General features: G+C 74.3%; 15 protein-coding genes. 6 read left to right on the top strand and 9 right to left on the bottom strand.

Annotated features, from left to right (window positions below; translation table 11 throughout):
* Window positions 1-93 precede the first annotated feature (93 nt).
* The gene (locus GA0070213_RS15240) at window positions 94-1,197 is read left to right on the top strand and encodes a beta family protein (RefSeq protein ID WP_425412833.1); all 1,104 of its coding nucleotides are present in this window, start codon (window positions 94-96) and stop codon (window positions 1,195-1,197) included.
* Window position 1,198: 1 nt separating this feature from the next.
* Here GA0070213_RS15240 and GA0070213_RS15235 read toward each other — a convergent pair whose 3' ends face one another.
* Entirely contained in the window at window positions 1,199-1,480 is a 282-nt protein-coding gene (locus GA0070213_RS15235) for an iron-sulfur cluster biosynthesis family protein (RefSeq protein WP_091063437.1), read from the bottom strand.
* Window positions 1,481-1,723: 243 nt separating this feature from the next.
* On the opposite strand from GA0070213_RS15235, the gene GA0070213_RS15230 reads away from it, so the two are divergent.
* Complete coding sequence (locus tag GA0070213_RS15230; protein WP_091063435.1) at window positions 1,724-2,440, top strand: MIP/aquaporin family protein; 717 nt, start codon at window positions 1,724-1,726, stop codon at window positions 2,438-2,440.
* 63 nt (window positions 2,441-2,503) lie between these two features.
* Window positions 2,504-4,087, top strand: coding sequence for a D-alanyl-D-alanine carboxypeptidase/D-alanyl-D-alanine endopeptidase (gene dacB / locus GA0070213_RS15225; protein ID WP_091063433.1), 1,584 nt, complete (start codon window positions 2,504-2,506; stop codon window positions 4,085-4,087).
* A 23-nt stretch (window positions 4,088-4,110) separates the two neighbouring features.
* Here the strand turns inward: dacB and GA0070213_RS15220 are convergent, their stop codons facing one another.
* From GA0070213_RS15220 to GA0070213_RS15200, 5 genes are all read right to left on the bottom strand, one after another.
* Window positions 4,111-4,422 carry a hypothetical protein gene (locus GA0070213_RS15220; RefSeq protein WP_091064355.1) on the bottom strand — a complete coding sequence of 104 codons (312 nt, stop codon included), beginning with the start codon at window positions 4,420-4,422 and terminating at the stop codon, window positions 4,111-4,113.
* A 90-nt stretch (window positions 4,423-4,512) separates the two neighbouring features.
* A complete protein-coding gene (locus tag GA0070213_RS15215; protein WP_091063430.1) occupies window positions 4,513-4,854 on the bottom strand; it encodes a DUF1330 domain-containing protein in 342 nt (113 codons plus the stop codon).
* A gap of 102 nt (window positions 4,855-4,956) precedes the next feature.
* Window positions 4,957-5,832 (bottom strand): hypothetical protein, encoded by an 876-nt coding sequence (locus tag GA0070213_RS15210; RefSeq protein ID WP_245716408.1) that lies wholly within the window; start codon window positions 5,830-5,832, stop codon window positions 4,957-4,959.
* 157 nt (window positions 5,833-5,989) lie between these two features.
* The gene (locus GA0070213_RS15205) at window positions 5,990-7,441 is read right to left on the bottom strand and encodes a hypothetical protein (protein WP_091063429.1); all 1,452 of its coding nucleotides are present in this window, start codon (window positions 7,439-7,441) and stop codon (window positions 5,990-5,992) included.
* Between the two features lie 305 nt (window positions 7,442-7,746).
* Window positions 7,747-8,340 (bottom strand): pentapeptide repeat-containing protein, encoded by a 594-nt coding sequence (locus GA0070213_RS15200; RefSeq protein ID WP_091063427.1) that lies wholly within the window; start codon window positions 8,338-8,340, stop codon window positions 7,747-7,749.
* Between the two features lie 66 nt (window positions 8,341-8,406).
* On the opposite strand from GA0070213_RS15200, the gene GA0070213_RS15195 reads away from it, so the two are divergent.
* Both GA0070213_RS15195 and GA0070213_RS15190 read left to right on the top strand, forming a co-directional pair.
* On the top strand, window positions 8,407-9,639 hold the full coding sequence (locus GA0070213_RS15195; protein ID WP_091063426.1) for a serine hydrolase domain-containing protein: 1,233 nt from the start codon (window positions 8,407-8,409) through the stop codon (window positions 9,637-9,639).
* 41 nt (window positions 9,640-9,680) lie between these two features.
* The gene (locus tag GA0070213_RS15190; RefSeq protein ID WP_091063424.1) at window positions 9,681-10,322 is read left to right on the top strand and encodes an NAD(P)-dependent oxidoreductase; all 642 of its coding nucleotides are present in this window, start codon (window positions 9,681-9,683) and stop codon (window positions 10,320-10,322) included.
* On the opposite strand, the gene GA0070213_RS15185 is transcribed toward GA0070213_RS15190, so the two are convergent.
* The gene (locus tag GA0070213_RS15185) at window positions 10,323-10,787 is read right to left on the bottom strand and encodes a PPOX class F420-dependent oxidoreductase (protein ID WP_091063422.1); all 465 of its coding nucleotides are present in this window, start codon (window positions 10,785-10,787) and stop codon (window positions 10,323-10,325) included. It abuts the gene before it with no gap.
* Window positions 10,788-10,818: 31 nt separating this feature from the next.
* The gene (locus GA0070213_RS15180; RefSeq protein ID WP_091063419.1) at window positions 10,819-11,460 is read right to left on the bottom strand and encodes a DUF6642 family protein; all 642 of its coding nucleotides are present in this window, start codon (window positions 11,458-11,460) and stop codon (window positions 10,819-10,821) included.
* Window positions 11,461-11,652: 192 nt separating this feature from the next.
* Between GA0070213_RS15180 and GA0070213_RS15175 the strand changes: the two genes are divergently transcribed.
* Window positions 11,653-12,429: a D-Ala-D-Ala carboxypeptidase family metallohydrolase gene (locus GA0070213_RS15175; protein ID WP_091063417.1), complete on the top strand. Its 777-nt coding sequence runs from the start codon at window positions 11,653-11,655 to the stop codon at window positions 12,427-12,429.
* A 111-nt stretch (window positions 12,430-12,540) separates the two neighbouring features.
* On the opposite strand, the gene GA0070213_RS15170 is transcribed toward GA0070213_RS15175, so the two are convergent.
* Window positions 12,541-13,116, bottom strand: a complete 576-nt coding sequence (locus GA0070213_RS15170) for a hypothetical protein (protein WP_091063415.1) — start codon at window positions 13,114-13,116, stop codon at window positions 12,541-12,543.
* Between the last annotated feature and the right edge of the window lie 67 nt (window positions 13,117-13,183).

The raw sequence follows: 13,183 nt of genomic DNA, 5'->3' as shown, positions 1-13,183 counted from the left end.
GCCACCACCGGGGCGCGCGGCCTGTCAATGGTGCTCCGGGCATCCCGGCCGACACCCTGGTGACGCAGAGCGATCGAGTCGCTACATTGAAGTATGGTGTCCGTACCCGGCGGCTGGCCGTCGGACCCGGTCTACCGTCCCGTGCTGGCCGCTCGCCGGGGCGAACTGGAGGCGCTGACCCACCTCGACGACACCGCCGTCGGCCTGGTCGCGCCGATCGTCGACGTCACCTCGGCCACCTCCGGGGCGCCGGACGCGCTCGGGCGGCTCCCCGGCGGGATCCTGCCCGCCGTCGACGTGTCGGCGTTGCCGGACGCCCCGGAACACGACCCGGTCCGCTGGGGCGTACCTCTGGTGCCGGTGATCGGTCTCGCGGAGAGTGACCGGCGGTTGGCGGCGCACGGTGCGGCGGCGCGGGCCTGGGCGGGCCGGGCGGTGGTCCGGCTGCGGACCGGCCCGGACCGCGCCGGCCCGGACGCCACCACCGCTGCCGTGGAGCGGGTGTGGCGGTCGACCGGACTGGTGCCGGAGCAGTGCGACCTGCTGTTGGACGCGGGGGACGTGTGCTGCCTGGCCGACGTCCGGCTGGCCGAACCCCGTGTGCGCCGCGCGGCCGAGTGGGCCCGGCGGCACGCCTGGCGGTCGGTGACGGTGGCGGCGGGCGGGATGCCGCCGGCGCTGTCCCGGCTCCCCACCGACGAACCGGTCCGCCTGGACCGCTTCGACTGGCTGCTCTGGCAACGCCTGGCCGACCTGCGGCTGGGCTACGGCGACTACGGCGTGGGAAGCGCGGTGCGTGCGGCGGACGCCCCGGGTGACCGACTGCCGACGCTGCGCTGGGCGGCGGGTGGCGCGTGGTGGATCTACCGCTGGTCCCGGCGGGGCGGGCGGGGTGACGAACGCTTCGCCGACCTGTGTCGCACGCTGGTGACCGCCCCGCATTGGGCGGCGGCCGGGGCGGGTTTCTCGTGGGGCGACCACGAGGTGCTCCGTCGGGCCCGGCGTGGCGCCGGCGCCGGCTCGGAGGCCAACTGGATCGCCTGGAGCACGTCGCACCACCTGGCGCACGTCCTGGCCGCGCTGGCCCGACCGGAGCGGGAGCAACGCGGCGGCTCCTGGCGGGCCGACCCGGACGCCCCGGAGCGGGGGCGCGCCGGCCGGCCGCAGCGCGGCGGGGAGTCCCGCCGCGCCGGCTGAGTCACTCCTTCTCGGTGAACCCGAACTGGACGACGCCCTCGTCGTCGACGACCGCGTCGACCGCGGTGTCGTTCAGCAACTCGGCGGCGTCGGTGTCCAGGAAGATCCGCGCCCCCTGGGTGTCCACCACCTGGTCACCCTGCACCGGCTGGGGAACCAGCTCGATGGAGAGCGACCCGGCCTCGGTGTCCGCGGCGATCCGCAGCCCGCCCGCCTCGGCGAGGTCCTCCTGGGCGGCGAGGTCACGGATCACCAGAACGGCGTTGTCGGTCATGGTCAGCATGGCGGAACTCCTCATGGCTGGGCTGCGGAAGGATCGCGGGCGACTCGGCCCACGCGGTCGGCTCGCGACCGGAAAGCGGACGAAACGGTGTTTCGTCGCATGGGAACGGGGCGGTCGACGGCCCCTCCCCACCCACCGTGCCCGCTGCCGGTGGATCCGTCAAATAGAGCCGGGTGATCGGCTGCGGCAGGCTGAACAGGCATTTTCCCCTCCGGGCCACGTGCAGCTCCCTAAGCTCGGGGCATGGACGACCCGCGCAGGTACGTCGCCGAGTTCCTCGGCTCGCTTCTGCTGATCTTCTTCGGTGTGGGCAGCGCCGTCTTCGCCCGCGTCCAGGGTGGCGTGGTGGTGGTCGCCCTGGCGTTCGGGTTCACCATGCTGGCCCTGGTGTACACGATGGGGCCGCTCTCCGGCAGTCACATCAACCCGGCGGTGACGCTGGGCGTGCTGCTCTCCGGGAAGATCTCTCCGCTGGGCGCGGTGGCCTACTGGATCGCGCAGTTCGCGGGCGCGACGGTCGCCGCGTTCGTGATCTGGGCGCTCACCCGCTGGGGTGACGTGGTCGACCAGACCGGGGCGCTCGGCACCAACGGCTACGGCGCGCACATCAACCTGGGTGGCGCCGCCGTGCTGGAGACGGTGCTGACGTTCCTCTTCGTCCTGGTGGTGCTGGTGGTGACCGGTCGCGGTGAGCACGCCGCGTTCGCCGGGGTGCCGATCGGCCTCGCCCTGGCCGCGGCGCACCTGGTCGGCCTGACCCTGGACGGCACCTCGGTCAACCCGGCGCGCTCGTTCGGCCCGGCCCTGTTCGAGGGCGGGTCCGCGCTGCGCCAACTCTGGGTCTTCATCGTCTTCCCGCTGCTGGGCGGTGCGCTCGCCGCCCTGGTCGCGCCGCTGATCCTGCGGCCGGGGGCGGGTGGGCGCGGACCGGCCGAACGGGTGGCCACGCCACGACCGTGAGCCTGACGAAAACTTTCGCTCTGGGATCTATCCCGCAGGAAAGCTCCATGGCAGCATCGGCACATGCATCGTCGTCTCTTTCCTCGGGCACTCGCGGCGCTGGTGCTGGTCGCCACCGCGGCCACCGCCGGCGCCCCCACCGCGACCGCCGAGGCGCCCACCCCGGCGCAGACCCGGCTGCACGCGACAATCGACGCGGTCCTCGCGGACAGCCGGCTCGACGGGGCACAGGCGGGTGTGGTCGTGGTCGACACCGCCACCGGCCGCACGCTCTACGACCGCAACGGCAACCGGCGGCTCGTCCCCGCCTCCAACACCAAGCTGCTCACCTCGACCGCGGCGATGGAACTGCTCGGCCCGGGGCACCGCTTCACCACCGACGTCAGCGCCGGCGGGCCACGCCGCGCCGGGCTGCTCTCCGGCGACCTCTACCTGCGCGGCGGCGGTGACCCGACCATGCTCGCGGCGGACTACGACCGGCTCGCCGGGCAGGTCGCCGCGACGGGCGTACGGGTGGTGACCGGTGACCTGGTCGCCGACGACACCCGCTACGACCGCAGCCGGCTCGGTCCGGACTGGACCTGGGACGACGAGCCCTACTACTACGCCGCACAGGTGTCCGCGCTGACCGTCGCGCCGGACACCGACTACGACGCCGGCACCGTGATCGTCAACGCGACGCCGGGCGCGCGGGCCGGCGCCCGACCGAGGATCTCGATGACCCCGGACAACGGCTGGCTGCGCATCGACAACCGGGCCGAGACGGTCGCCGACGGCGAGACCACCATCTCGATCGAGCGGGAGCACGGCGGCAACACCGTCGTGGTGACCGGCCAGATCGCCGTCGGGCAGGCCACCGAGAGCGACTGGGTGACGGTCTGGGAGCCGACCGGGTACGCCGCCGACGTCTTCCGGTCCGCGCTGCGCCGGCACGGCGTGCGGGTGCTGGGCCGCACGGTGCTCGGCACCGCCACCCCGGACAGCGCCCGGCCGTTGGCCCGGCACGACTCGATGCCGCTGTCCGACCTGATGGTGCCGTTCCTCAAGCTGTCCAACAACGGGCACGCCGAGGTGCTCACCAAGGAGCTGGGCCGGGTGCTCTCCGGCTCCGGCTCCTGGGCCGCCGGCCTGACCGCGATCGGCGAGTACGTCGGCGACGCCGGGATGGACACCGGCACGCTGCGCCAACGCGACGGCTCCGGCCTCTCGCGTCGCAACCTGATCCCCCCGGCCCAGTTCGTCACGCTGCTCTCGGCCGTCCGCGGCGAGCCCTGGTTCGACACCTGGTACGCCGCGCTGCCGGTGGCCGGCAACGCGGACCGCTTCGTCGGCGGGACGCTGCGCAGCCGGATGGCCGGCACCGCCGCCGCGAACAACGTGCACGCCAAGACCGGCAGCCTGACCGGTGTCTCCGGCCTCTCCGGCTACGTCACCGACGCCGACGGCCGGCTGCTGGCCTTCTCGATCGTCCTCAACAACTACCTGACGTCGTCGGTCAAGGGGCTGGAGGATCAGATCGCGATCGCGCTGGCCTCGTACACCGAGAGGGAGACGGCGACGGCCCGGCGGACGGTGCCGACCGCGCCGGACTCGCCGCGCGTGCCGGAGGGGCGGGAGTGCTCCTGGGTCAAACCGGTTCGCTGCTGAGATGGTCCGTGCCGGCCCGACGCTCAGGCGCCGGGCCGGTACGGGCGCGGATCGGCGGTGGGGTCGCCCCGCTCGACCAGCGCGTCGATCTCGGCGGGCGGCAGCCCGCGCAGGGTGAGCACCCGCCGCCCCCAGCGGTGCAGCCGGCACGGGTACGGGCTGGCGTCGTTGCGGCAGATCGTCCCGCCCGACCAGGTCCGTGGCGCGTGGACCACCACCGCGCGCACCGCGAACTGGACGTCCTCGACCGTCACGTACGGCGGCAGCGGGATCTCCCGCAGCACGCCGCCGTCGGCGGGTTGACGGGCGAGGGCTACGGGCGCGGGGCGGCTCATCGGGCGGGCCTCCACAGAGGATGGTCGGACGGGACATCGAGAACGTACGACGCCCGCCCCGACCCGCGACGGACAAACTGTCCCGGTGGCTCAGCCGAGCGAGGCGCGCATCCGGGCGGCGGTACGCGCGGCGTCGTAGTCCGGGCCGACCCCGTCCAGGATGATCGTCTCACCCTCGATGTTGCGCGTCCGCAACGGCAGGATCTCCTGGTACGCGGGGGACGCGTACCAGGCCCGGGCCCGCTCGACGTCCGGGAACTCGACGATGACCACGGTGCCCGGCCACTGTCCCTCCAGGACCTCCGGGTCGGCTCCGTGCACCCGGAACCGCCCGCCGAACGGCGCGAACGTCGACTGCACCTTCTCGATGTACTCCAGGGTCTCCTCGTTGAGCTGTGCGGGACGCAGGTTGGCGAGCGCGAAGGCGGGCATGGTTTCCTCCCCGGTGACGGCGCCGGTGTGCCGGCGCGGCAGGTGCCACCGATTCTGCGTGGACGTGCCGCGCCGAGTCGATTACCTGGGAGGTAACGGCGGTCAGCGCAACGCGACGGCCTGGAGACTGACGTTGCCGCACTGACCGAGCGACTCCTCCACGGTCCAGCTCAGCAGCAGTTTCACGCCCCGTGGCGCCCGGAACCGGACGGTGAAGTCGGCGGTCATCGCGGTGTGCGGGTCCTCCATCCGGACCGTGCTCGCCGGACCGCCGGCCACTCGCACGTCGAGCCGCCCGCGGGCCATCCAGAGCCCGGCGTAGAGGTGCACCGTGCGCGGTTGACCGTTGCCGGTCACCGCCAGGCGGAAGCCGTTGCCCCGGTCGCAGGTGTAGACCCCGGACATGGTGCCGCTGGCCGACGCCACCGGGGCGCCGTCGCGCCAGGCGTACTCCTCCGGGTTGTTGCTGTAGCTCTGCCGCCTGCCCCGGCCGCCCTCGTCCCGGATGTCGCCGGAGCCGCCGCGCTTGCGGACCGTGCGGTCGGCCCCGAGCAGGCCCCACTGGACCCAGTCGACGGTGCCGACGGCGGTGAGGTCGACCAGGGCGGGAACGTCGGCGCGACCGACCGCGACGGTCGGCGGCGCGACTGTGGTGGGCACCACGGTGGAGGGTGACGGACTCGGCGACGGCGGGCGTTGGCGGGGACGCAGGCCGGGGGTGGCGACCGCGCCGTCGCCCTCGCTCGGCAGCCCGACCCGGCCGGTCGGCGCCACCGGGAGCACCGCGCTCTCCTCGCGGGGCGTGTCGTGCCGCTCGGTGCCGAGGTAGGCCACCAGCGCCGCCAGGCAGAGGAACGCGGCCAGACCTTCCAGCATCAGCCGCCGCCGGCGTCGCCACCGACGCTGCGCGGACCGGGTGTGCGGGCGACCCTCCCGGTGCGAGCCGGGGCCGATCCGCGAACGGTCCTCCTCGCCCACCACAGCCTCCGCTTCATGTCACGCTGCGCCGCCGGGAGCGGCCGGAGCGCGACCGGCTTCACGGTGTCACCGGACGGCCGTTTGCGCCATATGTGGGCCGACGGGCGTTTCCAGTTTGTTACCAAGGGGTAGTCGAGCGGGCCGGCCACGCGGTCGGTCAGCTTACCGTGATCGCTTCGAGCGACACCCCGTCGTTCTGCCCGCCGGTCACGGTGAGGGCCCGCCATCTGATCAGCAGCCGCTGGTCACGCGGCGCGCGGAAGTGGATGACGTACTGCTGGAAGCGGTCGCCCCGGGCGAGGGCCACCTCGCGGACGGCCGGGTCGCCACCGCCGGAGAGGGAGACGTCGAGCCGGGCCCCGGCCGAGAACACGCCGACGAACAGCCGGACGGTCCGCAGGTCCCCGCTGCCGGCCACGGCGAGCGCGAAGGACTTCCCGGCACCGCGTTGGAACACCCCCGCCCGGGTGCCCTCCTCCCGGGCCGTCGGGGTGCCGTCGGTCCAGGTGAGCCCCGACTTCCCGGCGTTGTGTTCCAGCCGGGGGCCGCCCGGGTCCTGGATCTCACCGGTGCCGCGCTGCTTGCGCTGCACGCTGTCCGCGCCGGCGCCGCCCCAGTGCCGCCAGTCCCGCGTGCCGAGCAGGGTGAGCGACACCGCCGCCGGCACCGCCTGCTGGTCCACCCCGAGCAGCGGTCCGCCGGGCAGCGCCGGCTCACCCGTCTCCGGCACCACCGTGGGCGGCGCCGCGGTCGGCGCCGGCGTCGGCTCCGTCGGCGCCGCGGCCGGCACGGTAGGCCGGCGTGGCGGCGCGGCCGGCGGTCGGGCGGAGTATGCCAGCGCCACCACCGACGCGGTCAGCGCCGCGGCGACCAGCACCGTCCGCCGGCGCCGCCGCCGGGCCCGGGCCGCGCCGACGCGGGTGGCCGGGCTCTCGGGGACGGCCCCGCCCCCCAACCGGAGACCGTCACCCCACCGGGGGTACGCCGCGCGCAGCCGGGCCACGAGCGGGCCGGCCAGCCCGGCGAGCCGCGCGCGGAGGCTCTCCGGGGCGGTGTGCCGGCCGGGTGCCACCGATGCCGCTCCACGGCCGGCCGACGGATACGGGCCGGCCGACCGCGACCGGCCCGAGGGCCATGAGTCGTTCCGGTCGACCCGCGCCGGCGGCCAGCCGGACGCCGGACCGACCGGGCCGGGGCCGGTCGGAGCGGGCCCGACCAGCGGTGCCCGACCGGGTCCCGGACCGACGAATCCCCGACCGGCGGTCGCGGAACCGGCAGGCGCGGGACCGGCGAGCGCGGGACCGGCGAGCGCGGGACCGGCGAGCGCGGGACCGGCAGGGACGGGATTGGCGGGCACGGCGTGCGGGTCCTCGACGACGGTGCCGCCCGACGGGTCGACGTCGAGGGCGGGTGGCGGGACGTCCGGCCCGGTCGGCCTCGGCGATCCGGCCGCGGGGAGGTCCGCGTCCTCGGGCGCGGCGAGGTCCGGATCCTCGGGGAGACGACGCGGGCCGGCGGGCCGGGGCGGCGTGGCGGCCGGCCCGACCGGTACGGCGGGCAGCCAGCCGCCGACCCGGATCCCGGACTGCGTGCTGTCGTCCTCAGCCAATGCCCCTCCCTCGGCCGCAGACGCGGGCGGCCATCACCGTGGCTCGCCGCAGGGCAGGATGACACATGCTTCGATCGTCGAAAAGCCGTCGAAGCGCACCAATTTTCCGCCCGGCCGGTTCGGGCGTGTCGCGACGAGGAGAGACGGTGCGTGGAAACCGTTATACCTCAGCGTCATTTTTATGACGCTGAGGTATGTCGCTCCGAGAGCGGACTCTTCCCGCACGGCGTCACTGAGCGTGGCCGGACCACCGAGCCCCACCGGCCCGAGGCGCGACCGCACGGGTCGGGCAGGACAGGACGGGGTCAGCCGACCTGGAAACCGAGCGCCTGCGCCAGCGCCACGGCCTGCTCGACGTCCACCCGCGCCCCGGCGCGTTCGACAGCGGTCGGGTCGAGCGTGGACAGGTCGCTGCCGCGCAGGTCGGCGCGGGTCAGCTTGGCGCCGCGCACCTGGGCGCCGGACAGGTCGACCCCGGTGAGCACCGCGCCGGTGAGGTCGGACCCGGTCAGGTCGACCTCACGCATCCGCACGTCGGTGATCCGCGCACCGCGCAGGTCGGCCCCGGGCAGGGCGACGAAGGACCAGTCGCCCCGGTCGACGCGCAGCGGTCGCAGGTCGCACCGGTCGAAGCTGCTGCCGACCAGCTTGCAACCGGTGAACTCGGCCTCGAACAGGTTGCAGCGGGTGAACGTGCACCGGGTGAACGCCGAGTCGGTGTGCCGGGAGGCGTTGAACGCCACGTTGCCGAAGACGCACTCGGTGAACGTCGCGCCCCGGCTGACCGCCTCGGTGAGGTCGACGTCGAAGAACTCGCAGCGCAGGAAATGCCGGTCGACAAACTCTTCGGCGTACCAGTCCTGGTGGCGGTAGGTGACGTCCTCGGCGGGCTCCGGCATGCCGCCGAGACTAGTGTGGCCGGCCGACACTTCCGGCTCGCCGTACCGGCGGGTAGGTTCGCGGGGATGAGCGTCGCAGTGAGCACCGACCCCGGCCGTCTCGGCTTCGACCCCACCCGGCTGGCGCGGGTCGACGAGCACTTCGCCCGCTACGTCGACGACGGTCGGCTCGCCGGCTGGCAGGTCGTCGTGACCCGCCGCGGCGAGATCGCCCACTCCTCGACGTACGGGCAGCGCGACCGGGAGGCCGGCACGCCGGTCGAGGCGGACACGCTCTGGCGCATCTACTCGATGACCAAGCCGATCACCTCGGTCGCCGCGATGATGCTGTGGGAGGAGGGCCGGTTCGAGCTGAACGACCCGGTCAGCCGCTGGCTGCCGGAGTTCGCCGACGTCCGGGTCTACGACCGTGGCTCGGTGCTCAAGCCCTACACCGTGCCGGCGACCGAGCCGATCCGGGTCTGGCACCTGCTCACCCACACCTCCGGCCTGACGTACGGCTTCGCCCAGGTCTCGGTGGTCGACGGCCTCTACCGGGCGGCCGGCTTCGACCTGGGCGTGCCGCCGGGCACCGACCTCGCCGCGGCCTCGGCCGGCCTGGCCCGGCTGCCGCTGCTGTTCCAGCCCGGGACGAGCTGGAACTACGGCGTCTCCACCGACGTGCTGGGCCGACTGGTCGAGGTGATCTCCGGGCAGTCGCTCGCGACGTTCTTCACCGAGCGGATCCTGCGCCCGCTCGGGATGACCGACACCCGCTGGTGGGTGGACCCGGCGGACGCCAAGCGGCTGGCCGCGCTCTACGCGCCGCACCCCGCCACCGGCCAGGCGGTCCGCGCCGACAAGATCGGCCGGAACGCGCTGGCGGAGCCGAGCTGGCACTCCGGCGGCGGCGGACTGGTCTCCACCGCCGCCGACTACCACCGCTTCACCCAGTTCCTGCTGCGCGGCGGCGAACTGGACGGGGTGCGCCTGCTCGGCCCCCGCACGCTGCGCTTCATGACCCGCAACCACCTGCCCGGCGGCCGGGACCTCGCCTCGTTCTCCCCCGAGGGGTTCAGCGAGACGGTCCTCGACGGGATCGGCTTCGGGCTGGGCTTCGCGGTGGTGCTGGACCCGGTGCCGTCGCGGGTGCCCAGCAGCGTGGGCGAGTACTACTGGGGCGGCATGGCCAGCACCGCGTTCTGGGTGGACCCGGTGGAGGAGATCACCGCGCTGCTCTTCACCCAGCTCATGCCGTCGAGCACCTATCCGCTGCGTAGCCAGTTGCGCCAGCTCGTCTACTCGGCGCTGCTCGACTGAAACGGCACCCGCGCGGCGGCCCGCTGCCTAGCCTGTGAGGCATGAGCGACATCGTGGTGTTCGGCGCCGGCGGGACGGCCGGCTCCCGGATCGCCGCCGAGGCCGTCGAACGGGGGCACCGGGTCACCGCGGCGGTCCGCCGTCCGGAGGCGGTCGGCTACCTGCCGCCCGGCGTCCGCACGGTGACCGGCGACGCGACCTCGGCGCGGAGCGTACGCGAGCTGGCCGAGAACGCGGACGTGCTGGTGGTGGCGGTCGGCGGCGGCGAGCGTGACCTGTGGCGCGACGCCGCGCGGACGCTCGTCGACACGGTGCGGGACCTGCCCGACCCGCCCCGGGTGATCCATGTCGGCGGCGGCGCGACGCTGCTCACCCCGAACGGCACCCGGTTCCTGGACGAGCCGGACTTCCCCGCCGAATACCGGGACTCGGCGCAGGGGCAGGCCGACGCCCTGGAGTTCTACCGCTCCTCGGCCGACGGGGTGACCTGGACGTACGTCTCCCCGCCGCCGTTGGAGTTCCACCCGGGCGAGCGGACCGGCCACTACCGCACCGGCACCGACCACCCGGTGACCGACGCGCAGGGCCGGTCCGTGCTCACCTACGAGGACCTGGCGGTGGCGATCGTGGACGAGATCGAGAACCCGAGATTCGGCAACGCGCGGTTCACCGCCGCGTACTGATCAGTCGGCGAGCCGGGCCGGGAACCCGCCGGTGGCGATCGGACCCCAGGATTCGATCGTGACCCGGATCAGCGACTTGCCCTGCGCGACCATGGCGGCCCGGTACTCGTCCCAGTCCGGGTGCTCGCCGGAGATGCTGCGGAAGTAGTCGACGAGCGGTTCCAGCGCCGCCGGCAGGTCGAGCACCTCGGCCACGCCGTCGACCTGCACCCACGGGCCGTTCCAGTCGTCGGAGAGCACGCACGCCGAGACCCGGGGGTCGCGGCGGATGTTCGTCACCTTGGCCCGCTCGGGGTAGGTGGAGATGACCAGCCGGCCCTCGGCGTCGACCCCGCAGGAGACCGGCGAGGACTGCGGGCGGCCGTCGGCGCGCGTCGTCATGAGCACGACCCGGTGGCGGGGGCGGAGGAACTCGGTCAGGGCGTCCCGGTCGACCCGGGTGTTGCGCGCGATGCTGCGTGGCATGCCTCGGTTCTACCAGGCCCGGGGGCGGATCTCAGCGCGGGCGGGCGGCGGCCCGGCGCGGGGAGACCTGCTCGGGCACGCGGGGGCGCGCGGTGGGCCGCCAGGCGCGGCCGTTGGCGTAGATGATCCGGAAACCGAGGTACGCCGCGAGCGGCGCCCAGTGCGCCGAGCCCATCCGCAGCTCGGCGGCGTTGTGCCGCTGCCCGTTGGCGAGCACGTCGAGCAGCACGGTCTCGAAGGCGGCCGACTCGACCCAGTCGACGTCGCGGGTGAAGCCGCAGATCAGCGCCGCGCCGGTGACCTCGAGGAAGCCGCGCAGCGTGGCGTCGGAGGCGCGCAGCACCGAGCAGCTGCCGAAGTAGAGGCGCCGCCCCTCGCCGCGGCCGGCCATCCGCTCGGCCACGTCGGACAGCTCGACGGAGTCCCAGTCGGTGAGGCAGAGCCGGCTCGGCTCGCCGTGCATGGCGAAGAAGCCGACCCGGTGGTCGGCGTACTGCTTGAGCAGCCAGCGGTCGAGGAAGTAGAACAGCTCGTCGCGGGTGGCGGCGTCCTTGTGGATGTAGCGGATCCGGCCCAGCCGTTCGAGCAGGTCGAGCGTGGGCAGGACGGACCCGCGCTCGTTGAGGTCGCGATGCCACTGCCCCTCGACGCAGAACACGCCGCCACGTGCCAACGCCCACCTCCCCCGTCGAACCCGGGCCCGGAGCAGACGTTACCGCGCCCCTCCGACCACGACCGAATGTGAGAACAATTTCCGCTAATCACCACGAAGACCCCGGTCGGCTGTCACGGTGAGAAGGACGGGACGTATCGGTCGTTCCACCCGTCCCGACCCCAGATCCGCTCTCTCATCGGGAGGACTCCTGTGCGCGTCAACACCCTGAAGCGGGCGGCCGTCGCGTTCGCGCTGGCCCTGCCCGGGGCCGCCGTCGCGACCGTCGTCGCCGCCCCACCGGCCCACGCCGACGGCTGCTACACCTGGGCCCGGACGCTCTCCACGGGCAGCTCGGGCACCGACGTCCGGCAGCTCCAGATCCGGGTGGCCGGCTGGGCCGGGTACGGCGGCATCGTGCGGGTCGACGGCCGGTACGGACCGGAGACGGCCGCCGCCGTCCGGCGCTTCCAGGCCGCGTACGGGCTGCGGGCCGACGGTGTCGCCGGCCCGCAGACGTTCGCCAAGATCTACGCCCTCCAGGACGACGACTGCACGCCGAAGCACTTCAGCTACGCCGAGCTGGACAACGGCTGCGGCAAGGGCGGGTGGAGCGGGGGCCCGCTCTCGCCGTCCGCCACCCGGGAGAACGCGCTGCGCGCCATGTGGAAGCTGGAGGCGTTGCGACGCAGCCTCGGCGACAAGCCGCTCTACGTCACCAGCGGCTTCCGCAGCATCGCCTGCAACCGGCAGGTCGGCGGCGCCTCGAACAGCCAGCACCTGTACGGCGACGCGGCCGACCTGACCTCGCGGAGCCGGACCCTCTGCGAGATCGCCCGCTCCGCCCGTGACCAGGGCTTCAGCGGCATCTACGGCCCCGGCTACCCGGACCACGGCGACCACGTGCACGTGGACTCCCGCCGGGAGAACACCAGGGACGGGTCACCGAACACCACCGACTGGTCCGCCCCGAACTGCGGGGTCAACTGACGGCGGACGCCGGACGGCCCGACGCGGGAGTGGGGGCTCCCCGCGTCGGGCCGCCGTCGTGGCCCGGCCCGGCCGGCGCGGCCCTCGCCACGCCGGCCCGTACGCCGGGAGTCAGCTCGCCCGGGGCCAGCGCGGCCGGGTCACCGGAGCCGGTGGCGTGCTCGATCCGGAGCCGCGCGTCGGCCGACCGACGCCGGGGCGTACCGGCGGGGCGGCCACCCGCGGGACCGGCCCCCGCGGCACCTGGCCGGGTGCGAGCCGGGCCGCCGGGGCGGCGGTGCCCGGCCGGGCAGCCTGACCCGCGCCCGGCCGGGCAGTCTGGGTTGTTCCCGGCCGAGCAGCTTGGGCCGCGCCCGGCCGGGAAGCCGCGCCCGCACGGGCCGACGGCCCGGTCAGGACGAACGGAAACGGTACGTGCACGAACGGGTTGCCGTGCCGGACCAGCGCGTCGATCTGGCGCTCGTTCAGCCCGTGTGTCTCCAGCACCTTGCGTCCCCAGCGGTGCAGCCGGCAGGGGAACGCCGCCCCGTCGTTGCGGCACTTCGGCCCCGCGGGCCACTCCTCGGCGGCGTGCACCACCACCGCCCGGACCGCGAGGCGGACGTCCTCGGGGGTCAACGTCGCCGGCACCGGCACGTCGCCCAGGATCTGGTCGATGGGATCCCTCGACTGCTCACCAACTCGCACGGCAGGCCTCCCGCAGCTCGGCAGCGGTGCGGCGGACCGGCCGCACCACATCCTCGCCCACTGGTAC

The sequence above is a fragment of the Micromonospora humi genome (assembly GCF_900090105.1).
Taxonomy (GTDB): Bacteria; Actinomycetota; Actinomycetes; order Mycobacteriales; family Micromonosporaceae; genus Micromonospora; species Micromonospora humi.
This window is presented reverse-complemented; position numbering and strand designations above follow the sequence as displayed.